Origin of the sequence: Micromonospora sp. RP3T, assembly GCF_003027925.1 — a bacterium.
GTDB lineage: Bacteria > Actinomycetota > Actinomycetes > Mycobacteriales > Micromonosporaceae > Micromonospora.
The window spans coordinates 1-25,667 of sequence record NZ_PYPS01000058.1; the positions used below are offsets into that span (position 1 = coordinate 1).

General features: G+C 74.6%; 21 protein-coding genes. 9 read left to right on the forward strand and 12 right to left on the reverse strand.

Translation table 11 applies throughout. The features are described 5' to 3' along the window. Together C8054_RS32955 and C8054_RS30070 are read right to left on the reverse strand one after the other, a co-directional pair. A partial coding sequence (locus C8054_RS32955) for an adenylate/guanylate cyclase domain-containing protein (RefSeq protein WP_233220241.1) occupies positions 1–2,878 on the reverse strand: 2,878 nt, incomplete at its 3' end. A 125-nt stretch (positions 2,879–3,003) separates the two neighbouring features. Then, the gene (locus tag C8054_RS30070; protein ID WP_107162539.1) at positions 3,004–3,225 is read right to left on the reverse strand and encodes a zinc ribbon domain-containing protein; all 222 of its coding nucleotides are present in this window, start codon (positions 3,223–3,225) and stop codon (positions 3,004–3,006) included. A gap of 56 nt (positions 3,226–3,281) precedes the next feature. On the opposite strand from C8054_RS30070, the gene C8054_RS30075 reads away from it, so the two are divergent. The 3 genes from C8054_RS30075 (at position 3,282) to C8054_RS30085 (ending at position 9,069) form a co-directional block, all read left to right on the forward strand. Continuing rightward, on the forward strand, positions 3,282–4,619 hold the full coding sequence (locus C8054_RS30075; RefSeq protein WP_233220242.1) for a lytic murein transglycosylase: 1,338 nt from the start codon (positions 3,282–3,284) through the stop codon (positions 4,617–4,619). A 72-nt stretch (positions 4,620–4,691) separates the two neighbouring features. Further along, positions 4,692–5,708: a GNAT family N-acetyltransferase gene (locus C8054_RS30080; RefSeq protein ID WP_107162541.1), complete on the forward strand. Its 1,017-nt coding sequence runs from the start codon at positions 4,692–4,694 to the stop codon at positions 5,706–5,708. Positions 5,709–5,802: 94 nt separating this feature from the next. After that, a complete protein-coding gene (locus C8054_RS30085; protein ID WP_107162542.1) occupies positions 5,803–9,069 on the forward strand; it encodes a lamin tail domain-containing protein in 3,267 nt (1,088 codons plus the stop codon). A 23-nt stretch (positions 9,070–9,092) separates the two neighbouring features. Here C8054_RS30085 and C8054_RS30090 read toward each other — a convergent pair whose 3' ends face one another. Both C8054_RS30090 and C8054_RS30095 read right to left on the reverse strand, forming a co-directional pair. Then, entirely contained in the window at positions 9,093–9,752 is a 660-nt protein-coding gene (locus tag C8054_RS30090; RefSeq protein WP_107162543.1) for a helix-turn-helix transcriptional regulator, read from the reverse strand. Positions 9,753–10,294: 542 nt separating this feature from the next. Then, positions 10,295–10,636 carry a MerR family transcriptional regulator gene (locus C8054_RS30095; protein WP_233220243.1) on the reverse strand — a complete coding sequence of 114 codons (342 nt, stop codon included), beginning with the start codon at positions 10,634–10,636 and terminating at the stop codon, positions 10,295–10,297. Positions 10,637–10,699: 63 nt separating this feature from the next. Between C8054_RS30095 and C8054_RS30100 the strand changes: the two genes are divergently transcribed. Further along, positions 10,700–11,278 carry an NADPH-dependent FMN reductase gene (locus C8054_RS30100; protein ID WP_107162545.1) on the forward strand — a complete coding sequence of 193 codons (579 nt, stop codon included), beginning with the start codon at positions 10,700–10,702 and terminating at the stop codon, positions 11,276–11,278. Here the strand turns inward: C8054_RS30100 and hemB are convergent. The 5 genes from hemB to C8054_RS30125 are packed head-to-tail and all read right to left on the reverse strand — an operon-like array spanning position 11,272 to position 16,952. Next, complete coding sequence (hemB, locus tag C8054_RS30105) at positions 11,272–12,255, reverse strand: porphobilinogen synthase (protein WP_107162546.1); 984 nt, start codon at positions 12,253–12,255, stop codon at positions 11,272–11,274. The genes C8054_RS30100 and hemB overlap by 7 nt on opposite strands. Positions 12,256–12,269: 14 nt before the next feature. Then, positions 12,270–13,850: a uroporphyrinogen-III synthase gene (locus C8054_RS30110; protein WP_107162547.1), complete on the reverse strand. Its 1,581-nt coding sequence runs from the start codon at positions 13,848–13,850 to the stop codon at positions 12,270–12,272. Beyond that, positions 13,847–14,815, reverse strand: a complete 969-nt coding sequence (hemC, locus tag C8054_RS30115; protein WP_107162548.1) for a hydroxymethylbilane synthase — start codon at positions 14,813–14,815, stop codon at positions 13,847–13,849. Before hemC ends, C8054_RS30110 begins: the two co-directional genes overlap by 4 nt. Further along, positions 14,812–16,185, reverse strand: a complete 1,374-nt coding sequence (locus tag C8054_RS30120) for a glutamyl-tRNA reductase (protein ID WP_107162549.1) — start codon at positions 16,183–16,185, stop codon at positions 14,812–14,814. Before C8054_RS30120 ends, hemC begins: the two co-directional genes overlap by 4 nt. Then, positions 16,182–16,952 (reverse strand): redox-sensing transcriptional repressor Rex, encoded by a 771-nt coding sequence (locus C8054_RS30125; RefSeq protein WP_107162550.1) that lies wholly within the window; start codon positions 16,950–16,952, stop codon positions 16,182–16,184. The genes C8054_RS30120 and C8054_RS30125 overlap by 4 nt, the downstream gene beginning before the upstream one ends. A gap of 389 nt (positions 16,953–17,341) precedes the next feature. Between C8054_RS30125 and C8054_RS30130 the strand changes: the two genes are divergently transcribed. Both C8054_RS30130 and C8054_RS30135 read left to right on the forward strand, forming a co-directional pair. Then, a complete protein-coding gene (locus C8054_RS30130; RefSeq protein ID WP_107162551.1) occupies positions 17,342–18,646 on the forward strand; it encodes a sensor histidine kinase in 1,305 nt (434 codons plus the stop codon). Positions 18,647–18,761: 115 nt separating this feature from the next. After that, positions 18,762–19,418, forward strand: coding sequence for a response regulator transcription factor (locus C8054_RS30135; protein WP_107162561.1), 657 nt, complete (start codon positions 18,762–18,764; stop codon positions 19,416–19,418). Positions 19,419–19,464: 46 nt separating this feature from the next. Here the strand turns inward: C8054_RS30135 and C8054_RS30140 are convergent, their stop codons facing one another. The 3 genes from C8054_RS30140 to C8054_RS30150 are packed head-to-tail and all read right to left on the reverse strand — an operon-like array spanning position 19,465 to position 22,002. Then, complete coding sequence (locus tag C8054_RS30140; protein WP_107162552.1) at positions 19,465–20,115, reverse strand: HAD family hydrolase; 651 nt, start codon at positions 20,113–20,115, stop codon at positions 19,465–19,467. Positions 20,116–20,129: 14 nt separating this feature from the next. Next, complete coding sequence (locus C8054_RS30145; protein ID WP_107162553.1) at positions 20,130–20,384, reverse strand: glutaredoxin family protein; 255 nt, start codon at positions 20,382–20,384, stop codon at positions 20,130–20,132. Next, a complete protein-coding gene (locus C8054_RS30150; protein WP_199199982.1) occupies positions 20,374–22,002 on the reverse strand; it encodes an AMP-binding protein in 1,629 nt (542 codons plus the stop codon). The genes C8054_RS30145 and C8054_RS30150 overlap by 11 nt, the downstream gene beginning before the upstream one ends. A gap of 558 nt (positions 22,003–22,560) precedes the next feature. Here C8054_RS30150 and C8054_RS30155 point away from each other — a divergent pair. The 3 genes from C8054_RS30155 (at position 22,561) to C8054_RS30165 (ending at position 25,661) form a co-directional block, all read left to right on the forward strand. Next, positions 22,561–23,532: an ECF subfamily RNA polymerase sigma factor, BldN family gene (locus C8054_RS30155; protein WP_107162555.1), complete on the forward strand. Its 972-nt coding sequence runs from the start codon at positions 22,561–22,563 to the stop codon at positions 23,530–23,532. A 290-nt stretch (positions 23,533–23,822) separates the two neighbouring features. Beyond that, positions 23,823–24,683 (forward strand): DUF5667 domain-containing protein, encoded by an 861-nt coding sequence (locus C8054_RS30160; RefSeq protein WP_107162562.1) that lies wholly within the window; start codon positions 23,823–23,825, stop codon positions 24,681–24,683. A 102-nt stretch (positions 24,684–24,785) separates the two neighbouring features. After that, positions 24,786–25,661: an HAD family phosphatase gene (locus C8054_RS30165; RefSeq protein WP_107162556.1), complete on the forward strand. Its 876-nt coding sequence runs from the start codon at positions 24,786–24,788 to the stop codon at positions 25,659–25,661. Positions 25,662–25,667: the final 6 nt, after the last annotated feature.

The following is a 25,667-nucleotide window of genomic DNA, read 5'->3' on the forward strand; positions in this document are numbered from 1 at the left end:
CACCGGCTCTCCTCGGTGCGCCGCTGCGACGAGGTGGTGGTGATGGCCGACGGCGCGGTGCTGGAGGCCGGCCCGATGCGCGAGTCCGCCCGCTTCGCCGAGCTGCTCGCCACCAGCCACGCCGGGGCGAGTCGGCCGACAGGTCCGGATGCTCGATGTGCAGCGCCAGCGCTGCCGCCTCGTCCAACCGCAGGCCCGCCCCCGCGCCGTACGCCGCGTCGAACGCCTCGTCGCCCAGAGTCCGGCGCAGCTCCGCCTGCCGGGCCAGCCAGTACGGTTCGTAGATGCCCGGGGTGGCGCGCAGGCTCGCCCGGGTGGCCTGGGCCGCGCCGAAGAGCCGGGCCGCGGCCACCGCGTCCCCGGCCAACGCGCAGCGCACCGCGATCGCGTTCACCGTGTCGCAGGCCCGACCCAGGTAGCCGTGACTCATCCGGGACCGCAACGCCACCAGCAGGTGCTCGTGCGCCGCGACCAGATCACCCCGGGCCAGCGCCACCATGCCGAGCAGCATGTCCACCGAGCGGCGGCCCCGCTCCACCGGGCGGGTCGCCTCCACCGGGCGCGCCGCGCCGAGCACCTCGGCCGCCTCGTCCAGCGCGCCCCGGCGCCACAGCAGCTCGGCGAGGTTGTAGACGGCGAGCAACGCGTCGCCGACCACGTCCTGCGCGTACGCCCAGTCGATCACCTCGCGGCAGATCCGCTCCGCCTCGGCGAACTGGCCCATGTCCACCAGCGGCGCGGCGCGGCCGGCCAGCACCCGCGCCAGCAGACCCAGGTCACCGGCCTGCCGGGCGGCCGCCTCGGCCCGCTGCGAGTAGCGCAGCTCCTCGGCGAACTCCCCGTCCGCGCCGGCGTGCAGCGAGTGCATGTGGTACGCGGCGGCCAGCTCGGCCTCCGGGATGTCCTCCCCGGTCTCGGCGATCCGGCCGTAGAGCCGGAACAACCAGAGTCGCCCCTCCCGGGCCAGGCCACGCTCCCGCCACCACTGGTCCAGCCCACCGGCCAGGCGCAGCCCCGACCGGGCACTGCCACCGGTGGCGCACCAGCGCAACGCGGCCCGCAGCTCCCCGGCCAGCGGGTCCAGCGCGTACAGGGAGAGCGTCACCGGCCGGCCGTCCGGACCCAGGTGCGCCCGGTCCAGCGCGTGCCGGCACCAGGCGACGTGCCGGTCCCGGGCGCTCTGCTCCTCACCGGTCTCGATCAGCCGGCGGGCCGCGTACGCCCGGATCGGGTCCAGCATCCGGTAGGTGCTGCCCGAGGCGCGCGGCTCGGCCAGCACCATCGACTTGTCGACAAGTACCGACAGCGGGTCCAGCGGATCCTCGTCCAGCAGCCACTGCACGGTCGGCAGGTCCACCGGGCCGGCGAAGACCGCCATCCAGCGCAGCAGCCGGGACGAGCGCGCGCCCAGCGTCCGGTACGACCAGGTCACCGTGGCCTGGATGGTCAGGTGCCGCTCGCTGGCCGACCGTTGCACCGCCCGGCTCGCCGGCGTCGGCGGGGCCGCCCCGGTCGCGGCGGCCACCAGGTCCACGGTGTCCTGCTGGTTGCCGCTCCAACCGGCCTCGACCGGGGGCGGCTCCGCCGACTCGCGGCCGGCGTCCAACGTGCCCAGCATGTCGTCGAGCCGCTCGGCCAACTGCCCGGCCGAGAGCACCCGCAGCCGCGCCGCGGCCAACTCGATGGCGAGCGGCAACCCGTCCAACCGGCGCACCACCCGGCGCAGGTCGGCCTGCTCGGTCTCCGCCGGCGGCCGGCCGCCCCGGGCCGCCGCGGTCCGGTCCAGCAGCAGGGCCACCGCGTCGCTCGCGCCGCCGTCGGGCACCTCGTCGACCGACAGCGGTGGGATCCGCCACACCACCTCACCGGGTACGCCGAACGACTCCCGGCTGGTCGCCAGCACCCGCACCCCCCGGCCACCGGCCAGCAGGCGGGAGATCACCTCGGCCGACGCGGCCGGCTGGGCGTCACAGGTGTCCAGCACCACCAGCATCCGGCGGGGGGCGGCGTACTCGACCAGGGTGTCGACCATCGGCCGGCCCGGCTCCGGGCGGAGACCGAGCACGGCGGCGATCTCGAACGCGACCAGCCCCGGGTCGGTCACCGCGGCGATGTCGACGAACCAGACGCCGTCCGGGTAGTCCTCGACGATCCCGGAGGCCAGCTCCACGGCCAGCCGGGTCTTGCCCGCGCCGCCCGCGCCGAGCACGGTCACCAGCCGGTACGCCTCGACCAGCCGCCCCAGCTCGGCCCGCTCGAAGTGCCGGCCGACGAACGAGGTGACCTGGGTGGGCAGGTTGTGCGCCGCCGCGTCGGCGGTACGCGGACGCGGGAACCGCCGCTCCAGACCGGGCGCGACGAGCTGGAACAGCCGTTCCCGGTCGTCGAACCCGCGCAGCCGGTGCAGGCCGAGATCCAGCAGCGACGCGCCGTCCGGAAGCGGATCCGCGTGCCGGGCGGTGGCCGCCGAGCAGAGCACCTGACCGCCGTGCGCGGCGGCGGCCACCCGGGCCGCCCGGTGCACCTCCGGACTGGCGTACTCACCGTCGCGGGGTTCGGCGTAGCCGGTGTGCAGGCCCATCCGGACCCGGGGGACGGCGTCGGCGTTGGGCCAGTCGTGGCTGGCGAGCGCGCGTTGCGCGGTCAGGCAGGCGCGCACGGCGGCGGCCGCGTCCGGGAAGGCGAGGAAGAACGAGTCGCCCTCGGTCAGCAGCTCCGACCCGTCCGTGCCGGCGAGCGTGTCGCGCAGCAGCCGGCGATGCTCCCGCAGCACCGGACGGTAGACCGGGCCGAGCATCCGGGCCATCCGGGTCGAGCCCTCGATGTCGGTGAACACGAAGGTCACCCACCCGCTGGGGAGGTGGATCGGTGGCGACATGCGTCGAACCTCCCCCCGCTGACGTCGGGTTCATGCTGCCCTATGACCGCGTCGTCACGCATCGTGAGAACGGGTAGGCGGATTCCGACCAAAAGTTCCCACCGGCGAAGAACGCCCGACGGGGATCAGCAGCCGCAGGCGCCGCCGCAGCAGCCCCCGCCGGCCGGTGCGGGCGTCCCGCCGGCCGGGCCGGAGCCACCCCGGCCGGTGAACGCCACGGTGGAGAGCAGCTTCACCGTGTCGGCGTGGCCCTGCGGGCAGGTGGCGGGCCGGGCGGCCTCGGCCATCGGGCGGTTGACCTCGAAGGTGTCGCCGCAGGCGCGGCAACGGAATTCGTACCGGGGCATGCGTACAGCGTACGGCCGGGCCTGACGTCGTCGCACTGATGGGTGATACTCAACGGGTGGTGGACGGCGAACGGCGAGCGACGGCCCGGCCCCTGCGACCCGCCGCGCCGCCCGACGGCGGCGCCGGGCCGGTTCCCGGCCCACGGCGCGGCGAGCCAGCCCCACCTGCGAAGCCGGCTCCGCCCGCGGATTCCACCGCGACGCCCGCCGGGCCGCCGGAGGCGGAGCCCACCAGGGCGGCGGAGGCGGAGCCCACGCCCGATGTGACGCCCGCTCCCAAGGTGGCGCCCGCGTCCGGGACGACGTCCGCGTCGGGGGCGACGTCCGCGTCGGGGGCGACGCCCGCGCCCGGGACGACGTCTGATCCGGTTGCCACGCCGGCAACCGGGGCAGCGTCCACAGCGGAGACCGGCGTGCCGGCGGCGGGCGGCCGGCGGCGGCGGATGCCCTTCGCGCACGCCGGCCCGATCCGGCCGGGGCAGCTCGCCGCGGGCGCGGCCCGCGCCACCCGGGACTGGTCACGTCGGCCCAGCGGGCGCGCCACGTTGCCCGCGCTGTTCCTGCTCGTCCTGGTCGGGGCCGCCGTCGCGGCCGGCGCGGTGCTCGTGCCGGCGGCCGTCCGGAAGCCGGAGCCGGTCGCGGTCGAGGCCACCAGCGCTCCCCCGGTCTACGGCGTGCCGCAGACCGGTGCCGTGCCGGGGCTGACCGGGGCACCGCCGCCTCCCGGCCCGACCGGCCCGACCGGCCTGCCCGGCACCGTCGGGCCGACCGGCACGCCGCTGCCGGGCGGGTCGACCGCCAACCCGGTCCTGCCCGGGGGTCGCCCGGCCGACGCGCTGGCCGGTTGGGCGCAGCGGGTCGGCCGCGCCACCGACATCCCGCCCGTGGCGCTCCAGGCGTACGGCTACGCCGAGCTGGTGCTGGCGCAGACCCACCGCAGTTGCCAACTGAGCTGGACCACGCTCGCCGCGATCGGCTTCGTGGAGTCCGGGCACGGCTCGGCCAACAAGGCCAAGCTGGGCGCGAACGGGGTGGCCGTGCCGGAGATCCTCGGCGCGCGGCTCGACGGGCAGGGCGGCCGGTCCCGGATCCTCGACACCGACCAGGGCCTGCTCGACGGCGACAAGGAGTTCGACCGGGCGCTCGGCCCGATGCAGTTCATCCCCAGCACCTGGCAGGAGATCGGCGCGGACGCCGACAACGACGGGGTGAAGAACCCGCACGACATCGACGACGCGGCGCTCGCCGCCGGCGAATACCTGTGCAAGGGCGGCCGGAACATGACCATTCCCGGCGACTGGTGGGGCGCCATCCTCTCCTACAACGACGTTCGCCGGTACGCCCAGGACGTCTTCACCAAGGCCGACGACTACGGGCGACGCAGCGGCACGTGACGTGACGGCGCGCGTACATTCGCGGACTCAACCCTTCCGTCTAGCTGCGGTTGACGGCAAGCTGTACGGGTGATGGTGCGCGAGTGGGACCCTCGGACCGCGTCGTCCGCCGAGATCGCGTCGCTGCTGGACACGCTGAACGCGGTCCTGGCGACGGATCTGCCCCAGGATCCGCCCTGGCAGGCGAACTCCCTGCGGGAGTACCTCTCCGAGGTGATGCCCGGCGAGCGGCGGATCTCCTGGGTCGCCCAGGACGACCCGGCGCCGGACGGCACGCCCGGTGCGATCGTCGGGCACGTGCACGTGCTGCTGCTCGGCGGCATCGGCGTGCTGGAGGTGCTGGTGCATCCGACGCTGCGCCGCACCGGGATCGGCCGTGAGCTGGTGCGGGTGGCCGCCCGCCGGGTCTGGGACGAGGGCTTCCAGTCGATCGGCGTGGAGGTGGTCGGCGGCACCCCGGCCGTCGCGTTCTACGAGGCGCTCGGTTTCACCAGGGAGTACGTCGAGACCCGCAGCGTGCTCGACCTGGCCGCGGTGGACTGGCCGGCGCTGACCGAGATGGCCGCCGAGGTGGGCGCGGGCTACCACGTCGAGTTCTGCCCCGGCGGGCCGCCGGACGAGCTGATCGAGCCGTACGCGCGGGCCAAGGCCGAGGTGCGCGACGCCGACGACGGCGAGCTGCGCCCCAGCTCCTACGACCCGGAGCGGCTCCGCGACAGCCTCGCCACGCTGCACCGGCGGGGCATGAAGCCGTACATCGTGCTGGCGCTGCACGAGCAGACCGGCGAGGTGGCCGGGCTGACCGAGGTGGTGGTGCCGGCGCAACACCCGACCCGGGCCGACCAGTACGACACCATCGTGGTCCGGGACCACCGCGGCTACGGCATCGACCGGGCCATCAAGGCGCGGATGCTGCTGGAGCTGCGGTCGGCCGAGCCCGAGCTGGCCGAGGTGCAGACCTGGAACGCCCAGGCCAACGAGTCGATGCTGAAGGTCAACGCGGAGCTGGGCTACCAACCCGACCGCGACTGGTGTGAGTACGGCGTGGACGTCGCCGAGCTGGTGCACCGGCTGGACCCCCACCGCTGACGCCTGTTCACCAAACGGCTGCCCGGGGGATGGACGCCGGCCCGCCACGACCCTTAACGTGCGTTAGTTCCCGCCCACCCATCGTGGAGGCTCCATGCGCCCGCGCCGCACCTTAGCCGCGCTCGCGACCACCGCGGCCGTGTCCGTCACGGCCATCGGGATCGCACCCCCCGCGGCCAGCGCCGCGCCCACCGACCTGTTCATCTCCGAATACGTCGAGGGGTCGTCCAACAACAAGGCCGTCGAGCTGTTCAACGGCACCGGCGCGCCGGTCGACCTGGCCGCCGGCGGCTACCAGCTCCAGCTCTTCTTCAACGGCGCCAGCACCTCGACGAACGTGGCGCTGACCGGCACCGTCGCCGCCGGGGACGTGTTCGTTTTCGCCGCCGCGTCGGCCGCGCCGGCGATCCTCGCCCAGGCCGACCAGACGTACGGCGGCGCGCTGTTCAACGGCGACGACGCGATCGTGCTGCGCAAGGGCGAGACGGTGGTCGACTCCATCGGCCAGGTGGGCGTGGACCCGGGCACCGAGTGGGGCAGCGGGCTCACCAGCACCGCCGACAACACGCTGCGCCGGCTGCCCTCGGTGAGCGCCGGCGACACCGACCCGGCCGACCCGTTCGACCCGGCCGCCCAGTGGGCCGGCTACGCCACCGACACGTTCGACGGGCTGGGCAGCCACACCGTCGACGGCGGCGGCCCGGTCGACCGGCCGGCGACGCTGACCTGCGGCGGCGCGCTGACCCTGGAGGCGGGCGCCACCGCCACCCGCGAGGTGACCGCGACCGACGTCGACGACACGATCACCGACCTGGCGGTCACCTCGGTCGTGCCGTCGCCGGCGAGCGGCTCGATCAGCCGTACCGCGTTCACGCCGGCGACCGCGACCGGCGCCACCGCCACGCTGACCGCGACCGGCCTGCCGGCCGGCGCCTACACGGTCACCGTGACCTCGACGGACGCCGAGGGCGGCACCGCCACCTGCACGCTCACCGTGCAGGCGACAAGCGTGCTGTCGGTGGGCGAGGTGCAGGGTCGCACCGCCGACGACGAGAGCGGTCGCACCGACCGGTCGCCGTTCGCGCCGGCCACCGGCAACGGCACCAGCACCACGCTGTACGACGTGCGCGGCGTGATCACCGGCAAGTCGCTGACCCGCACCTCGGCCGGGGCCGACCAGTGGGGCTTCTACCTCCAGAGCCGGCTCGGCAGCGAGGACGGCGACCCGCTCACCTCGGACGGCATCTTCGTCTTCATGGGCTCGTTCACCACGCTGATCGGCGGCTACGCCCCGACGGTCGGTGACGAGGTGGTGCTGCGCGGCCGGGTCTCGGAGTACTTCAACCAGACCCAGCTCTCCGGCGCCTCGCTGGTCCGCAAGCTCGACTCCGGGCTCGACGTGGACGCCGCGGTCCGGGTGGTCGACGCGGTCCCGCCGGCCGAGGCGGACGCCGCCGACCTGTTCTGGGAGCGGCACGAGGGCGAGCGGGTGCGGGTCCGCGCCGGCAGTGGCGTCTCCGCGCCCCGGCACATCTACTCCTCCACCGCGGACTCCGAGATCTACGTGCTGGACCGCGAGGACCCGATCATGAAGCGGTCCGACCCGTACGCCCGTCGGGTGTTCCGGGACGCGCACCCGCTTGACGACATCCCGGGCACGCTCTTCGACAACGGCAACAACCAGCGCATCCTGCTGGGCGCCGGCGGGGTGAAGGCGACCGCCGGTGACTCGGGCGCGCTGCTGCCCGAGGCGCGCACGTTCGACACGCTGACCGAGGACGCCTTCGGCTCCGTCTCGTACGCGTTCAGCAAGTACAGCGTGCAGCCCGAGCAGCTCACGCTGACCGGTGGCGCGGACCCGGCGGAGAACAACCCGCCGCGGCCGGCGGACCGCACCAGCGAGGTCGCGGTCGCCACCTACAACGTGGAGAACCTGTACGACTACCGGGACGACCCGTTCGATGGGTGCGACTTCGCCGGCAACAGCGGATGCCCCGGCGTCAGCCCGCCGTTCGACTACGTGCCGGCCAGCCCCGAGGCGTACGCCGCCAAGCTGGCCACTCAGGCCCGGCAGATCGTCGACTCGCTGCACAGCCCGGACCTGATCCTGGTGCAGGAGGCCGAGGACCAGGACATCTGCTCGGTGGTCGACGGCAGCCTGGCCTGCGGTGACACCAACAACGCCGACGGCGCGCCGGACACGGTGCAGGAGCTGGCGCTGGCCGTGGCGGCAGCGGGCGGCCCCGCCTACACCGCCGCGTACGACCGGACCGGCGCGGACGCCCGGGGCATCGCCTCGGCGTTCCTCTACCGCACGGACCGGCTGACGCTGGCCCCGGCGACCGCCACCGACCCGCTGCTGGGTTCCGCGCCGACCGTGCAGTACCGCTCGGCGGCGCTGCCGTCCAACGCGGACGTGCAGAACCCGAAGGCGTTCAACGCGGTGCTGCCGGACGACGTGGACCGGTCGACCGGGGTGGACGGCAGCAATGTCTACACCCGCGCGGCGCAGCTCGCCCGGTTCACCGTGCGGGCCGCGCCCGGCTCGGGCGAGCGCTTCACGCTCTGGGCGGTCGCCAACCACTTCTCCTCCGGGCCGGACAGCCGCGTCGGGCAGCGCCGTGAGCAGGCCGCGTACGGGGCCGCGCTGGTGCGGGCCGTCGAGGCGACCGATCCGGACGCCCGGGTGGTCTACGGCGGCGACCTGAACGTCTTCCCGCGCCCGGACGACCCGATCGCGACCGGGCAGAACCCGACCCCGTCGGACCAGCTCGCCCCGCTCTACCAGGCCGGCCTGCACAACCTCTGGGACGACCTGGTCGCGGACGCCCCGGCGGCGGCGTACTCGTACACGTTCAGCGGGCAGGCGCAGACGCTCGACAACATGTTCGTCAACGACCCGATGCACGACGACCTGGTGCAGGTGCGGACGGCGCACATCAACGCCGACTACCCCACCGAGGCCGCGGACCTGGGCGACCGGGGCGCCAGCGACCACGACCCGACGGTGGCCCGGTTCCGCTCCCGCGCCGCGCTGCGGGTGGCCGACACGTCGGTGACCGAGGGCGACAAGGGCACCACGACGATGACGTTCACCGTCACCGTGTCCCGTCCGCTCTCCGAGCCGGCGCTGCTCTGCGCGGCCACCTACGGCACCACGGCCCAGGCCGGCGCGGACTACGACCCGTACGTCGGCTGCCGGGTGCTGGCCGCCGGCCGCACCTCGCTCGCCTTCCCGGTCACCGTGCGCGGCGACCGCAAGCGCGAGGCGGACGAGCAGCTCACGCTGTACGTGGCCGGCGTGCCGGGGCTCCGGCTCGCCGACCCGTCCGGCGTCGGGACGATCCTGAACGACGACTGAGCGGTGATCCGCGCGGCGGCCCGTCATCCGGCTCTCCAGCCGGGTGGCGGGCCGCTGCGGTGTCCGCGCCGCTGCGGGTCGGGTGGGGGCGGCACGTTCCGGTACTTGGCCACCCGCACCTCCCACTGGCTGCGCCGCCGCAGCGCGTCCCGGACGGCGCGGTCCCGGTAGAACGTCTCCGGCGGGCGGGCCAGCCCGTAGATGTCGGCCCACCACTCCCCCGGCTCCGGGTCGGTGACCACGTCGAGGTGGGACGGGTAGCGCCGCTCGGCGCCGTCGCGCAGGTCGGCCCGGTCCCGCATCGGCTTGAGCACCGTGCCGGCCTCGTCGACGACGACCAGCCGGAAGCCGGCGACGCTGAGGATGCGCGACAACATGGCGACGCTGGGCACGAGCGTGCCGGCCTCGATCCGCCCGACGGTGGTCGGGTGCACCCGGGCGAACCGGGCCAGCTCACGTTGGCTGGCGTCGGCGCGGCGGCGAACCGCGCGAACGATCCCGGCCGCCGGGAAAGGGATGTCGAACGGCTCGGTGAGCAGCGCCGCCGAGCCGTCCCCGGGCGCGTGGTCGTCTTCTCGCGCGCGGTTGTCCTCTCGCGCGCGGCCTTCCCCGGGTGCCGTGGCTGTTTCCTTCGCGCCGGGTGTCGCGGCCGCCTCGGGAGGGCTGTCACCGGGTTCTGTCACCCCGCCACATTCGCGCCTCCTCGGGAGCCCGGCAACCCCGCCACTTCCCGCTGTGGAAAACCCGCCGGCCGGCGCTGACAGCCGCTATGCAGCCTGACGAATTGCACACGCCGCAGGTACGGAAAGTAATTGGCACGTTGAGTGGCGGCAAAACGTTGGAGGTAGCACGATCTTCGCTCAACAAGCCCATCAAAACGGACATAGCCGGCCGCTGGCGCTCCTGGATGGTGCTTCTGTCCTCGCCTTTGCTCTGCAGCCACGGAATCAGCAGTAACAAAACGTGACCGATGCGCCGTTGGCTGCAGAGCAAAGGGCACGCGAGGGCACGACACAAGGGGGACGGAAATTTACGCTCCGTGATCACGGGGCTTCGTGGCATCCCTGGAACGGGCGAGCAGAGCGGGAGCCACAACGAGCATGCCCCGCACGTAGACGGCCAAGCGCCCGAGCCGGCTCGGCGCAGGGCACAGGAGCGGGCGCAGGGCGCAGGGCGCGGGCACAGGGGGCGGGCGCGGATCAGGGGGATGCGCCGGCTATGAAGGTCACAGGTCGCAGAGCCGGCGGCCGGAGCGGATGTCGTCGAGCGCGGCGTGCAACTCGGCGATGCGCCGCTCGGCCTCGGCGGTGAGCCTGTCGTGCAGCCGCTGCCAGTCGGCGAGGTCCGGCTCGGGCGGCAGCGCCGCGAGCAGGTCCCGGATCTCACCGACGCTGAGGCCGATCCGCTGCGCCACCCGGGCCACCCGCACCCGGCACGCCGCATCGGGACCGAACCGGCGCTGGTTGCCGCTGGTCCGGCTGGCCGCGATCAGGCCCTGCCGCTCGTAGAAACGGATCGCGGAACCGCTCGCGCCGGCCTCCCGCGCCACCTCGCCCACCGTCAGCATGCCCACGACACTCCCCCGGAACGACTTGACTTCAACATTTGTTCAAGTCTTAGCGTCCCTCGCATGACGACGCAAGAACTGCCACTCACCCTTGCCGTGCTCGTCGCCAGCGTCCGCCGGCCCCGGATGGGTCGGTTGATCGCCGACTGGTTCGTCGACCACGCCGACCGGCGCGGCGGCTTCCGAACTGACCTGATCGATCTCGCCGAGGTGCCGCTCCCGCTGGCCGACACGCCGCCCGGCGGCAACCCGGCCAGCCCGATCGCCGGCCGCCTCGACGCCGCCGACGCCTTCGTCGTGGTCACGCCGGAGTACAACCACAGTTTCCCCGCGGCCCTGAAGAACGCCATCGACTGGCATCACCGGGAGTGGGTGGCCAAGCCGGTCGGGTTCGTGTCGTACGGCGCCGGCTCGGGCGGGATCCGCGCGGTCGAGCAGCTCCGGCTGGTCTTCGCCGAACTGCACGCCACCACCACCCGCACCGGCGTGGTGCTCACCGCACCGTGGGACCGTCTCGACCAGCAGGGCCGGCTGGTCGACGACGGTCCACTGGGGCGGGCCGCCGACGGGACGCTCGACGAGGTGAGCTGGTGGGGCGAGGCGCTGCGCACCGCCCGCAAGCGCCGGCCGTACGGTCAGTAGCGCTCGCGGAGCAGCTGGGCCGCCTCGACCGCCCAGTAGGTGAGGATGATCTGCGCGCCGGCCCGGCGGATCGACGTGAGCGTCTCCAGCATCGTCCGCTCCCGGTCGATCCAGCCGTTGGCGGCGGCGGCCTCGACCATGGCGTACTCCCCGGAGACCTGGTAGGCGGCGACCGGGACGTCCACCGCGGCGCGGACCGCCGACACCACGTCGAGGTAGGGCAACGCCGGCTTGACCATCACCATGTCGGCGCCCTCGGCGACGTCCAGCTCGACCTCGCGCAGCGACTCCCGCAGGTTCGCCGGGTCCTGCTGGTAGGTGCACCGGTCGCCGTCCAGCGCCGACTCCACCGCGTCCCGGAACGGGCCGAAGAAGGCGGAGGCGTACTTCGCGGCGTACGCGAGCACCGAGACGTCCTGGTGCCCGGCGGCGTCCAGGGCCCGGCGGACCGCGCCGACCTGCCCGTCCATCATCCCGGACGGCCCGACCACGTGGACCCCGGCGTCGGCCTGGGCGACCGCCATCTCGGCGTACGCGGCCAGTGTGGCGTCGTTGTCCACGCCGCCTTCCGGGGTGAGCAGGCCGCAGTGCCCGTGCGAGGTGAACTCGTCCAGGCAGAGGTCGCCCATCACCACCGTCGAGTCACCGACCTCGGCGATCACGTCCCGGATGGCCACGTTGAGGATGCCGTCCGGGTCGAGGCCGCCAGAGCCGGTCTCGTCCCGCGTCGCCGGCACCCCGAACAGCATGATGCCGCCGACCCCGGCCTGGACCGCCTCGACCGCCGCCTTGCGCAGCGAGTCCCGGGAGTGCTGGAGCACCCCCGGGAGCGACGCGACGGCCCGCGGCTCGGTCAGCCCCTCCTTGACGAACATCGGCACGACCAGTTCGGCCGGGGCGACGCGGGTCTCGGCGACCAGCCGCCGCACGGCCGCGTTGCGGCGCAGCCGGCGGGGCCGGATCTCGGGGTACGGCATGGGGGTGCCTCCTGTCAGCGGAACCTCAGGGCGGTCGGGCCCTGCACCTTCGAGCCGCGGCGCTGCTTCGCCGGCATGGCGGCGAGCTTCTCGCGCAGCTCGACGGCGTAGGCGGCGAGCGCCTCCACCAGGTCGGGCACCGAGGCGTGCGGCGGCTGCACGTCGACTCGCAGGCCGAACTCCGTCGCGGTCTCCGCCGTCTTGGGCCCGATGACAGCAACAACGGTACGGGCGTGCGGCTTCCCGGCGATGCCGACCAGGTTCCGGACGGTGGAGGACGAGGTGAAGAGCACCGCGTCGAACCCGCCCGACTTGATCGCGTCGCGGATCTCGGCCGGCGGCGGCGCGGCCCGCACGGTCCGGTACGCGGTCACGTCGTCGACCTCCCAGCCGCGCTCGGTGAGCCCGGCCGCGAGGGTCTCGGTGGCGATGTCGGCGCGCGGCAGCAGCACCCGGCCGACCGGGTCGAGGATCTCGTCGTGCGGCGAGAACTCGGCCAGCAGGCCCTCGGAGGACTGCTCCCCGGCGGGGACCAGCTCCGGCTGGATGCCGAACGCGCGGACCGCGTCGGCGGTCGCCTCACCGATGCAGGCGATCTTGACGCCGCCGAAGTGCCGGGCGTCCAGCCCGTGCTCGCCGAACTTCTCCCAGACCGCCCGGACCGCGTTCACCGAGGTGAAGATCACCCAGGCGTACCGGCCGTCGACCAGGCCCTTGACCGCGCGCTCCATCTGGGCCGGGGTACGCGGCGGCTCGACCGCGATGGTCGGCACCTCGCACGGGATCGCCCCGTACGCGCGCAGCCGCGCGCTCATCGCGCCGGCCTGCTCCTTGGTGCGGGGCACCAGCACCTTCCAGCCGTACAGCGGACGGTTCTCCCACCAGCTCAGCTTGTCGCGGTCGGCGACGCCCGCGCCGACGGTGAGCACGACGCGGCCGGTGAAGCCGAGCGCCGCCGCGACGAACGAGTCAACTGTCGACGTGGTGGTGTACTGCGTCTCGCCGGTGCCGTCGCCGGTCACCCCGACCCCGGTGGCGCCGTCGACGCCGGCGGCCAGCAGCCCGTCCCGGACGGCGGCCAGGTCACCGGCGTCCACGGCCAGCGCCAGCGAACCTCGGCCCACCGCGGTGGCGAGCGCGTCGAAGTCCAGCGTGTTGACGTCCTCGACGTCGGCGGCGGTGCGCACGCCGGGCAGCGGGACGCCGGCGTAGGTGGCGACGCCCTCGGCCTGGCCGACGCCCGGCACCACCTCGAAGTGCGCGGCGGTACGCGCCACCGCCTGCACCTCCTTGACCACCGAGTCGTGGCCGAACGGGTCACCGGCGACCAGGTGCACGGCGTTCTGCCCGGAGCGGGCCGCGGAGATCAGCACCTTCGCCACGTCACCGGGCACGCCCTCGGCGGGACTGAACTCGGCGTCGGGCCGGGCCTGGGCGCGGACGTGGGTCAGCAGCGACTCGGGGACTCCCCGGTCGTACACCACGTGGTCGGCCTCGACCAGGGCGTCGAGCGCCCGGCGGGTCAGCAGGCCCGGGTCGCCGGGGCCGGCCCCGACGAAAGCGATCCGGCCTACGGGCTTACGGGTGCGGGTCATTCTGTGCTCCCAAGTTGCTGGGTCCCCGGGCCGGCGTGTCCTTCTTGGCCGAGGATCGAGTCGGCGCCGAGTTCGAGGAGTTCGGCGGCGAGTGCCTTGCCGATCTCCGCCGCGTCGGCGGGCGTTCCGGTGCGGGACAGTCGGAGGTCACGGGAACCGTCCGGGCTGATCACCGCACCGCGCAGGTAGATCTCCTCACCGGCCTCACCCTCGGCGAGTTCGCCGTAGGCGGCCACCGGTGCGCTGCACCCGGCCTCCAGGGTGGCCAGCAGCGCCCGTTCCGCGGTGACCGCGGCGCGGGACGGTGCGTGGTCGAGCCGCGCGAGCAGCTCGACCAGGTCGTGGTCGTCGGCCCGGCACTCGACGGCCAACGCGCCCTGGGCGGGCGCGGGCAGCATGAGCATCGGGTCGAGCGTCTCGGTGATGACGTCGGCGCGGCCGATCCGGGTGAGCCCGGCCCGGGCCAGCACGACGGCGTCGAGGTCGGCGTCCGGGCCGAGCACCCGGCCGAGCCGGGTGTCGATGTTGCCCCGGATCGGAGTGACCTCGAACTGCATGCCCAGCGCGTGCAACTGGGCGATCCGGCGCAGCGCTCCGGTGCCGATCAGCGCGCCGGGCGGCAGCTCGGCGAGCGTCCGGCCGCCGGTGGCGACCAACGCGTCCCGCGGGTCCTCCCGGGGCGGCACGGCCGCGATGTGCAGGCCGGATGCCACCGCGGTGGGCAGGTCCTTGTACGAGTGGACGGCGAAGTCGATCTCGCCGGCGGTCAGCGCGTCCCGCAGCGCGGAGACGAAGACGCCGACGCCGAGCCGCTGCACCGGGGCGGTGGAGCGGTCCCCGGCGGTCACCACCTCGACCAGCTCGACCTGGCGGCCGGTGGCCGCGGTGAGGGCCTCGGCGACGTGGCCGGACTGGGCCAGCGCCAGGACGCTGCCCCGGGTGCCGAGGCGCAGGGGGGCGGTCATCGCGCACCTCCGGTGGGCGGGACGTCGGCCGCGTCGAAGGACGGCCGGCCGTCGGTGTCGGTGGCGACCACGTCGGGAACGGTGTCGACCGGGGACGTCTGGGGCACCTCCAGGTCGAACAGCTCGCGCAGCAGGGCCGCGTACTGGTCGCCGCCGGGCTCGGCGGCGAGCTGGCGGACCCGTACGGTCGGCTGGTGCAGCAGTCGCTGCACGACCCGGTGCACGGTGCGGGCCACCTCGGCGCGCTGGTCGTCGCTGAGGTCGGGGCGGCGCTGGCCGAGCCGGCGCAGCTCGGCGGTGACCACGTCGTCGGCGCGCCCGCGCAGCGCGGCCACGGTGGGCGCCACGTCGGCGCCGCGCAGCCAGGTCAGGAACGCCTCGACCTCACCGGCGACGATGCGGGCCACCTCGGCGGCGTCGGCGGCGGCCGGCCCGTCGGCGAGGACGGCGGCCATCCGGTCGATGTCGATCACCTCGACGCCGGGCAGCTCGGCGACGCCGGCCTCGACGTCGCGCGGGACGGCCAGGTCGAGCAGGACCAGCGGGCCCCGGTCGGCGTCGCGGCGGGCCAGCGCCCGGGTCACCACGTCGCGGGTGAGCACCGGCTCGGCGGCGGCGGTGGCGGCGACCACGGTGTCCACCGTGGAGAGCGCGTCGACCAGTTCGGCCATCGGCACGGCGGTGGCGCCGTACGACTCGGCGAGCCGGATCGCGCGGGCGGCCCCCCGGTTGGTGACGGTGAGCGGGCCGGCGCCCAGCCGGGACAGCGTGGCCACGCTCAGCGAGCCCATCGCCCCGGCACCGACCACCATGGCGGGTCGGCCGGTCAGGTCGCTGTCGAGCAGGCCGGCGGCGAGGTCGAGCGCGGCGGTGACCACGCTCTGCCCGGCCCGGTCGATGTTGGTCTCGGCGTGTGCCCGCTTGCCGACCCGTAGCGCCTGCTGCATCAGCTCGTGCAGCAGCCGGCCGGCGGAGTCGGCGCCGCCGGCGAAGTGGTAGGCGTCGCGGAGCTGACCGAGGATCTGCGCCTCGCCGACCACCATGGAGTCCAGCCCGGCGGCGACCCGGAAGACGTGGTCCACGGCGGCGGCGTCGTAGTGCACGTACAGGTGCGGCGCGAGCGCCGCCGGCGGGCAGTCGGCCTGCTCGGCCAGGACCGCGCAGATGTCGCCGAGGCCACCGTGGAAGCCGGAGACGGCGGCGTAGACCTCCACCCGGTTGCAGGTGGAGACCAGCACGGCCTCGGCGACGTACGGCTGGGCGACCAGCCGGTCCAGCGTGCGGGTGAGATCCGCGGGTGGGACGGCCAGTTGCTCCAGGACGGCGACCGGGGCGGTGCGGTAGGACGCGCCGACGACGAGCAGTTTCACGTGCCGATCGCCTCCTGGGTGTCGGTGGTCGCGAGCCCGCCGGGCAGGGCGGTGAGCGCGGACCCGCCGGTGGCGGGCAGCGCGGTCAGCGACGCCTTGCGGTGCTCGTGGAAGGACAGGATCTGCAGCTCGATCGCGAGGTCGACCTTGCGCACGTCGACCCCTTCCGGGACCGAGAGTACGCACGGTGCGAAGTTGAGGATGCTCGTCACGCCGACGGCGACCAGCTCGTCGGCGACCGCCTGGGCGGCCGGCGCCGGGGTGGCGATCACGCCGATCGAGATGGTCTCCTCGGCGACCACCCGGGACAGCTCGTCGACGTGCCTGACGACCAGCCCGTTTATCCGCTCGCCGACGCGGGACGGGTCGGCGTCGAGCAGCGCGGCGATCCGGAAGCCGCGGCTGGCGAAGCCGTCGTAGCCGGCCAGGGCGTGACCGAGATTACCCACGCCGACCAGCGCGACGGCCCGGCACTGGGTGAGCCCGAGCACCGACTCGATCTGGTCGATCAGCAGCGCGACGTCGTAGCCGACGCCACGGGTGCCGTACGAGCCGAGGTGGGACAGGTCCTTGCGGAGCTTGGCGGAGTTGACGCCGACGGCGCTGGCCAGCCCCTCGCTGGACACGGTCTCGTGGCCGGTTTCGGCGAGCGCGTGCAGCGCACGCAGGTATTCCGGGAGCCGGGACACGGTCGCCTCGGGCAGGTCCGGAAGCGCCGGTACGGCACCGGTGCGGCCGGGCGCGCCAGGGGGACGGTGCTGACTCATGAGACTCCGTGCGGTGCGATCCTCGACCGGCGACGGGGGCCGGCCGTTTCGGGACTCCCGCTGGCGACCGATGTTGCCGGCTGTGCTAGCAGGGCGCGTCGGAACTACAGAGTAGGCGCTTGTGAAGAGGTGCACAAATCGCGATCTTGATGACTCGCGATGCGGCTCCACCTGCCCCTCCATTCCTACAAGATCGATCAACCGCGCTCCTCGATGGCGCGAGGCGATTATTGCTCAATCCCGACTTCTCTGACCAATCGCGTGCGTGCGGTAACGCTCCGCAGCCAACGCGGCGAGGCGCTTCTCACGTGCCGGGTGGGGACAACCCCACCCCCGACCGGCCGGCGTACGGGATGGGCCGGCCGGGATCACGCCCATAGCCTCGAAACATGACCGCCGCACCGTTGGCCACCGCACCCGCTCCCACCTCGCCCGTCCGGAGCCTGCTCCGGCGACTCGCCCACGACACCGGCTACGTGCTCTTCGGCCTGCCGCTGGCGATCGTCGGGTTCGTGCTCGCCGTGGCGGGGATCTCACTCAGCCTCGGGCTGCTGGTCACCACGCTCGGCCTGCCGGTCCTGGCCGGCGTGCTCTACGCGGCGCGCGGGCTGGCCGACCTGGAACGGCTCCGGCTCCCCGGCGTGCTCGGCCGGCCCCGGGTCCGCCCGGTCTACCGGACGCCGGAGCGCGGGGCCGGGTGGTGGCGTCGGATCTTCACCCCGATCCGCGATCCGCAGTCCTGGCTCGACCTGCTGCACGCGTTCCTACGGCTCCTGGTGAGCCTGCCCACGTTCGTGGTGGTGCTGGTGTGGTGGGCGCTGGCGCTGGCCGGCTCGCTCTACGGCGTGTACGACGGCGCCATCCCGCGCGGGCCGGACGACCAGGACCTCAGCCAGCTCCTCGGCATGGGCGACGGCGCCCGCGAACGCATCGCGCTGAACACCGCGATCGGGCTGTTCGCCCTTCTCACCCTCCCGCTGGTGGCCCGGGGCTGTGCCCGGGTCCAGGCCGCGCTGGCGTACTCGCTGCTCACCGGCGTGGCCGAGATGCGGCAGCGGATCGTCACGCTGGAGGAGCAGAAGCGGGCCGCCGCCTCGGCCGAGGCGTCCGCGTTGCGCCGGTTGGAGCGGGACATCCACGACGGGCCGCAGCAACGCCTGGTCCGCCTCGCCATGGACCTCGGCCGGGCCCGCCACCAGCTCGCCGCCGACCCGGACGCGGCCCGGCGCACGCTGGACGAGGCGGTCGCCCAGACCCGGGAGACGCTCGACGAGCTGCGCGCGCTCTCCCGGGGCATCGCGCCGCCGATCCTGGTCGACCGGGGACTGCCCAGCGCGCTCGCCGCGCTCGCCGCCCGGGCGCTGGCGCCGACCGAGCTGATCGTCGACGACGACCTGGGCACCACCGGCGGCCGGCTCGACCCGGGCCTGGAGAGCACCGCCTACTTCGTGGTGGCCGAGGCGCTGACCAACGTCGCGAAGCACAGCCGGGCCGACGCCTGCCGGGTGGAGGTGACCCGGAAGGTGGGCCGACTGGAGATCACCGTCGCCGACGACGGGGTCGGCGGCGCGCACCTGGCCAAGGGGCACGGGCTCAGCGGCATCGCCGACCGGGTCCGGGCGGCCGGCGGCACGCTGGAGGTGGACAGCCCGGCCGGCGGGCCGACCCGGATCCACGCCGAGCTGCCCCGGTGACCGCCCGCCGCCCGGCCCGGCGACCCGCCGAACCGCCCCGGTGACGGCCGCCGACGACGCGCCGCGCCGGGGCGAGGCCGCGCGGTGGGACCCGGACGTGGTAGACACCGGACCCATGCGGGTGGTGATCGCGGACGACGCCGTGCTGCTCCGGGAGGGGCTGATCCGGTTGCTGACCGACTTCGGGCACCAGGTGGTGGCCGCCGTCGGCGACGGGGACGCGCTTGTCGACGCCGTGGTGGCGCACCGGCCGGACGTCTCGGTGGTGGACGTGCGGATGCCGCCGTCGCACACCGACGAGGGGCTGCGCGCCGCGGTGGAGGCCCGTCGCCGGGTGCCTGGTACCCCGGTCCTGGTGCTGTCCCAGTACGTCGAGGTGTCGTACGCCGACGACCTGCTGGACACCGCGGGCGGCGCCGGCGGCGGCATCGGCTACCTGCTCAAGGACCGGGTGGCCGCGATCGACGAGTTCCTGGACGGGCTGGCCCGGGTGGCCGCCGGCGGCACCGTGCTGGACCCGGAGGTGATCAGCCAACTGCTGGTGCGGCGGCGGCGCGACGACCCGTTGGCAGCGCTGACCCCGCGCGAACGCGAGGTGCTGGCGCTGATGGCCGAGGGCCGCTCCAACACCGCCATCGCCCGCGCCCTGGTGGTGAGCGACGGCGCGGTGGAGAAGCACGTCCGCAACATCTTCACCAAGCTCGACCTGCCGCCGGACGCCACCACCCACCACCGCCGCGTGCTGGCCGTCCTGGCCCACCTCCGCGCCTGACCGCCCCGGCTCAGCGCAGCGCGCGGGCCAGCGTGACCGCCCCGGCTCAGCGCAGCGCGCGGGCCAGCGTGACCGCCTCGGTGAGGGTGTCGGCGGTCGGGTGACCGCTGGCCCGCAGCCGGGCCGGGTCGGAGAGGCCGCCGGTGTAGAGGACGGCCGCGCCGCCGACCGAGGTGGCCGCGTCGGCGTCGTCGAGCGAGTCACCGATCAGCACCACGTCGGCGCCGGCCAGCCCGAGCTCGGCGAGGTGCTTCTCCAGCCACTCGGCCTTGGGCCCGCCGCCGACCGCGGCGCGCAGCCCGTCCACCCGGCTGAAGTGCGGGGTCAGCCCGTACGTGTGCACGGTGGGCACCAGCTCGTCGTGGAACCACATGGACAGCAGTGACTGGCTGCCCGGCCAGGCGGCGATCGCGGCGGTGGCGTCGGCGGCCAGCGCGCAACTGGTCAGCCCGGCCCGGTACGCGTCGTGGAAGATCCGGTCGAGCGCGCCGAACGCCTCGGCGTCGACCGCCCGGCCGAGCATCTCCGCGTAGTAGTCGACGATCGGCCGGCGGAACCGCACCCGGTGCTCGTCCGCGCTGATCGCCGGACCGCCGGCGCTGGCGAACGCCACGTTGGTCGCGCGCACCACCAGGTCGAGGTCGTCGAGCAGGGTGCCGTTCCAGTCCCACACCAGGTGGCGCCGCGTAGCCGTCACCCGAGCACCATAGTTCACAGTTGCGGGGTGGTCAGGTCCCGCAGCAGCCGGTCCTCCTCGACCCGCCAGTAGCCGTGCTCCTTGCCGTCGAGCAGCACCACCGGCAGCCGGTCGCCGTAGTCGCGTTCCAGCTCGACGTCGCCGGTCACGTCCTTCTCCACCCAGCGGTCGCCGGTGACCGCCACCACCCGGTCGAGCGCCGCCTTCGCGTCCTCGCAGAGGTGGCAGCCGGGCCGGGTGATCAGGATGAGCCGCGGGTCACTGGACATCGGGTACCTCCGTGCGGGTCTCGGTCGGCGGTGCCGGCGACGGCACCACGGGCGCCGGGCGCAGCTCGGTCTTGCGGACCTTCCCGATCGCCGAGTACGGCAGCGCGTCGACGAACTCGACGGCGGTCGGGCACTTGAACCGGGCCAGGTCACGCGCGCAGTGGGCGAGCAGCTCCGCCGCCGTCACCGACGAGCCGGCCGCGCGCACCACGTACGCCCGCACAGTCTCGCCGGTTCGCGGGTGCGGCACGCCCAGGACCGCCGACTCGGCCACCCCGGGGTGCGCCTGGAGCACCGACTCGACCTCGTGCGGGTAGACGTTGAAGCCGTTGACCAGGATCAGCTCGCCGAGCCGGTCGACCAGGAACAGGTCGCCGTCGCCGTCGGCGTACGCCACGTCGCCGGTGGCCCACCAGCCGTCCGGGCCGGGCCCGCCCCGCCCATCCGGCCAGTAGCCGGCGAACAGGTTCGCGCCGCGCACCACGATCTGCCCGGGGTCGGTGCCGACCGGGTCGTCGGTGAGGTCCATCCCGTCGTCGTCGGTCTCGGCGGCGGGCACCCCGTCGCGCCACAGCTCGTCGCCGTCGGAGCCGACCAGGCGCAGCTCGACGCCGGGCAGCGGGCGGCCGATCGAGCCGGGCTTCGGCTCACCGCCGACCAGCGTGGAGGTGAGCACCGGGGCGGTCTCGGTGAGCCCGTAGCCGACGTGCACGGGATGCCCGGTCAGCTCGGTGAAGCGCGCCCCGACGGGCAGCGGCAGCGGCGCCGCGCCGCACACCGCGACCCGCACCCCGGCCAGCGCCGCGCTCGGGTCGCCGGCCGCGTCGGCCCAGGTCAGGAACATCGACGGTACGCCGAGCAGCACGCTGACCCGGTGCCGGGCGATCTCGTCGAGCGCTCCGGTCGGGCCGGGCTCGTCGACGAGCACGCCGGTGGCCCCGTGGTGCACCACCGCCCCGAGCCCGGCGTTCAGCCCGTACGCGTGGAACAGCGGCAGCGCCAGCAGCACGGTGTCGTCGGGGCCGACCACCGGCGGGTCGATCCGGTCGGCCTGGGCGTGGTTGGCGGCCAGCGCCCGGTGCGACAGCATCGCGCCCTTGGGCCGACCCTCGGTGCCCGACGTGTAGAGCAGTACGGCCAGGTCGTCCCCGTCCCGGGTCGGGAACCGGGCCGGGGCGTCGTCGTCGACGACCGGCGGGGCGGTGTGCACCGCGCGCAGCGCGGGCAGGTCGGCGGTGTCCACCCGGGTCGTCACGTCGGCGGCGCCGACCAGGACGGCTGCGCCGGAGTCGGCGAGCACGTGCCGCAGTTCCCGGCCGGTCAGCGCGGGGTTGACCGGCACGGCGACCAGGCCGGCGCGGAGTGTGGCCAGGTAGGTGACCACGAAGTCGGGGGTGTTGCCGAAGCCGATCGCCACCCGGGGCGGGTGTGGCGTCCGGTCCGCCGGCGGCGCGGCGGCACGCAGCGCGTGGGCGGTGGCGGTGACCGCGGCGTCCAGCGCGGACCAGGTGAGCGTGGTGTCGCGCCAGTGCAACGCGACCCGGCCGCCGCGGTCGGCGGCGGCCCGGCGGAGGCGGTCGGCGAGGTTCGGCGCGGTGCTGTCGGCGGCGTCCTGCACGGTGGCTGAGTCTGGCACAGCGGGGTGCGCCGGGCCATGCCCCCGAGCGCCGCCCGGGTCCGCCGGGTGAGACCGCAATTGACAGTGGACGCAATTCCCACACGTGGGAGCGTGATCTTCGCGGGCCGCTGAGGCGTGACGGGAGACGGGTTCACGAACCGTGCTCACGACACGCCGAGCGGACCAAAAATCGGCCTCGACCTGGACTTCCACTGCGGACCAGGTTGCCGCACGAAAGTCAACCACGAGCGACGGACAACCGGTCCGGCAGGAGTACGACCACGCGGGAAATACTTCCGCTCTGTGTAACGGACTTGCCACGCGCGGGTGACGTTGGGCCTATCATCACTCGGGTCGGCTCACCCATTTGCCGTGAGTCGACACCCCTCAGCCCGAGGAGGCCCCCGTGCCCGTGAGCGCATTGGACCAGCACCTCAACGGTACGTGCCGCCCGCCGACACGTCCCGCACCGGCCGCGCCCCACCGGGTCGCGCCCGGCCCCGCGGCGCCGCACCGGCGCCCGGCGAGGTCGCTGCCCATCTGGACCCGGGAGGCACGGTGACCACGTTCGGTTACGCGGAACGGCCGGCCGGGGTGACCGGCCCGACCCAGCGGAACCCGCTCAACGAGCGCGCCGAGCCCGCGCCCCGCGCGGACGGCCTGCTCGCGCTGAGCGGTGAGACCCGACGGACCCGCAGCCGCGCGCACCACGGCAACGAGGCACCGCTGCGCCCGGCGTCCCCCGCCGGCAACGCGAAACCCGCCACCGGGCGCGTCGGCGCCCCGCCCCGCCCGGCCATCCCGCCGGCCCAGGCCCGCCGCGGTGACGCGGCGACCAGCGCCGAGCCCCCCGCCGCCGAGACCGCGGTGCTGCCGGTGGTGACCGTCGGCGACACCGCGGTGCTGCCGGCCGTCCCGGCCGCCACGCCGGCCACCGGCTTTCCGAGCCGCCCCGACCCGTCCGACCCGGCCACCGAGGTCTGGACGCTCGTCGAGCGGGCGCAGGCCGGCGAGTCCGAGGCGTTCGGCCTGATCTACGACCGGTACGTCGACACCGTCTTCCGGTTCGTCTACTTCCGGGTCGGCAACCGCCAACTCGCCGAGGACCTCACCTCCGACACGTTCCTGCGGGCCCTCAAACGCATCGGCAGCTTCACCTGGCAGGGGCGCGACCTGGGCGCGTGGCTGGTCACCATCGCCCGCAACCTGGTCGCCGACCACTTCAAGTCCGGGCGCTACCGGCTGGAGGTGACCACCGGCGACGTCCTCGACGCCGACCGGGAGGACCGCGGCCCGGAGGGCAGCCCGGAAGCGGCGGTGGTCGAGCACATCACCAACGTCGCCCTGCTCACCGCCGTCAAGCAGCTCAACCCGGAGCAGCAGGAGTGCATCGTGCTCCGGTTCCTGCAAGGCTTCTCGGTCGCCGAGACGGCCCGTGCCATGGGCAAGAACGAGGGCGCCATCAAGGCGCTGCAGTACCGGGCGGTACGGGCGCTGGCCCGGCTGCTGCCCGACGGCTTCCAGGCCTGACCCGCCGCATCCCCGTCCCGCCCACCGGCCGACGCCGGTGGCTGACGCGTGCCCGGCGCGCTCGCGACCGCCGTCACACCCGGTTATTTCGCCCCCGAACGGCCCGTAACCGGCGACCGGCGCGAACCGTTTCTCCGGGTGCGACCAGTGGTTGTCCCGGCGTCCCCCGGGCCCACCCGGTCCGGCGGGTCAGGTCGGCCGTCCCGGTCGGCACTCGGCCACACGCTGCCACGGGTCGCTGGTGACGACGACGGCCGCCCGGCCGTGACCAGCGAGAGGGGGTGCCCGCGGTGGACAGCGACCTCTTCTCCGGTCGGCGAGCCGAGCGCTTCGCGCAACTCCTCGACGAGGCCAACGGCGGACGCCGACACCACGTCCGGTCCCGCGCCGACGGCGAACTCACCGCGCTCGTGGGGGTGACCCGCCGGCTCACCGTCGAGCGGCCCACCGTCGAGGTCGACGCCGACTTCCGCACCGGCCTGCGCGCGATGCTGGTGGCCACCGCCGAACGTGAGGGCGTCGCCGCCACCACCGACGCCGGTGCCAGCGCCAGCGGGCTCGGCGCGCTGCTGCCCGCCATCACCGGCCGCCGGGCGCGGGCCCGGGGCGCGATCCTGGTCGGCGTGGCCGCCGGCGCGATCGCGCTCTCCGGCATCTCCGCCGCCAGCGAGAACGCGCTGCCCGGCGACGCGCTGTACGGCATGAAGCGCTCCACCGAACGCGCCCAGCTCGCCCTGGCCAGCTCGGACATCAGCCGCGGTCAGCTCTTCCTCGACTTCGCCCGGACCCGGCTCGACGAGGCCGCCACGGTCCGCGACGACCGGCTCGGCTTCAGCGCCGTCCTGGACGACATGGACGCGGACACCCGCCAGGGCGTACGCCTGCTGACCACGGTGGCCGCACAACGCGCCGACCCGACCGCGCTGGACGCCGTGGACACGTTCCTAGCCGGTCAGCGCCGGGTGGTCAGCGGCCTGCTCGCCCGGCCCGACCACGCCGACCGGGACCGCACCCGCCGCTCGCTGGCCCTGCTCGACGCCGCCGGCCGACGCGCCGACGCGCTGCGCGAGACGATCGCCTGCGGGCTGCCCGCGCCGACCGCCAGCGACACGCTCGGGCCGGCGCCGGCCACCTGTCCCGGCGAACGCTGAGCGCACGGCCACACTTCCCCCGACGGACACCCGACCGTCACGAGACGCCGGATACGGTGGACGCGGCACACGTACCAGGGTCGTCGAGGGAGGGAGGTCGCGGTGACCGGGTCCCGCAAGGTGACGGTCAGCACCGACGTTCACGGGCACACCGCCGGTTGGGCGGAGACCCCGGCGGCACCCGCGACCACTATCGCGCCGGACCCGACGGCCGCCGCGTTCTTCGACGTGGACAACACGATGATGCAGGGCGCGTCGATCTACTGGTTCGCCCGCGGGCTGGCCGCCCGGAACTACTTCACCGCCGGTGACCTGGCCCGGTTCGCCTGGCAGCAGGCCCGGTTCCGGCTGCTCGCCACCGAGCACGCCGGGACCATGTCCCAGGCCAAGGAGGCCGCGCTCGCCTTCGTGCAGGGCTGGCGGGTCGACGACGTGGAGCGGCTCACCGAGGAGATCTTCGACGAGCTGATGGCGCCGCGCATCTGGGCCGGCACCCGCCGGCTGGCCCAGCGTCACCTCGACGCCGGCGAGCGGGTCTGGCTGGTCAGCGCCGCCCCGGTGGAGATCGGCCGGGTGATCGCGGCCCGACTCGGCCTGACCGGTGCGATCGGCACGGTGGCCGAGGTGGTCGACGGGGCGTACACCGGCCGGCTGGTCGGCGATCTGATGCACGGGCCGGCGAAGGCGGAGGCGGTCACCCAGCTCGCCGCCGTGGAAGGGCTGGACCTGACCCGCTGCGCGGCTTACAGCGACTCCGCCAACGACCTGCCGATGCTGTCCGCGGTGGGCCGCGCGGTCGCGGTCAACCCCGACCCGGCGCTGTCGCGGCGGGCCCGGGAGCAGGGCTGGGAGGTCCGTGACTTCCGCACCGGCCGTCGGGCCGTCCGCATCGCCGTGCCCTCGACCGCCGCCGCCGGGCTGCTCGCCGGCGCGGTGACCGCCGGGCTGGCCCTGCACCGCCGCCGCCAGCGCGCCTGACCGGGC

Excerpts from the sequence above, each read along its gene's own strand:
- C8054_RS30070 (WP_107162539.1), bottom strand. The coding sequence starts at position 3,225 with ATGCCCCGGTACGAATTCCGTTGCCGCGCCTGCGGCGACACCTTCGAG.
- C8054_RS30085 (WP_107162542.1), top strand. The coding sequence starts at position 5,803 with ATGCGCCCGCGCCGCACCTTAGCCGCGCTCGCGACCACCGCGGCCGTG.
- C8054_RS30135 (WP_107162561.1), top strand. The coding sequence starts at position 18,762 with ATGCGGGTGGTGATCGCGGACGACGCCGTGCTGCTCCGGGAGGGGCTG.
- C8054_RS30100 (WP_107162545.1), top strand. The coding sequence starts at position 10,700 with ATGACGACGCAAGAACTGCCACTCACCCTTGCCGTGCTCGTCGCCAGC.
- C8054_RS30125 (WP_107162550.1), bottom strand. The coding sequence starts at position 16,952 with ATGAGTCAGCACCGTCCCCCTGGCGCGCCCGGCCGCACCGGTGCCGTA.
- hemC (WP_107162548.1), bottom strand. The coding sequence starts at position 14,815 with ATGACCGCCCCCCTGCGCCTCGGCACCCGGGGCAGCGTCCTGGCGCTG.
- C8054_RS30095 (WP_233220243.1), bottom strand. The coding sequence starts at position 10,636 with ATGCTGACGGTGGGCGAGGTGGCGCGGGAGGCCGGCGCGAGCGGTTCC.
- C8054_RS30130 (WP_107162551.1), top strand. The coding sequence starts at position 17,342 with ATGACCGCCGCACCGTTGGCCACCGCACCCGCTCCCACCTCGCCCGTC.
- C8054_RS30110 (WP_107162547.1), bottom strand. The coding sequence starts at position 13,850 with ATGACCCGCACCCGTAAGCCCGTAGGCCGGATCGCTTTCGTCGGGGCC.
- hemB (WP_107162546.1), bottom strand. The coding sequence starts at position 12,255 with ATGCCGTACCCCGAGATCCGGCCCCGCCGGCTGCGCCGCAACGCGGCC.
- C8054_RS30080 (WP_107162541.1), top strand. The coding sequence starts at position 4,692 with ATGGTGCGCGAGTGGGACCCTCGGACCGCGTCGTCCGCCGAGATCGCG.
- C8054_RS30145 (WP_107162553.1), bottom strand. The coding sequence starts at position 20,384 with ATGTCCAGTGACCCGCGGCTCATCCTGATCACCCGGCCCGGCTGCCAC.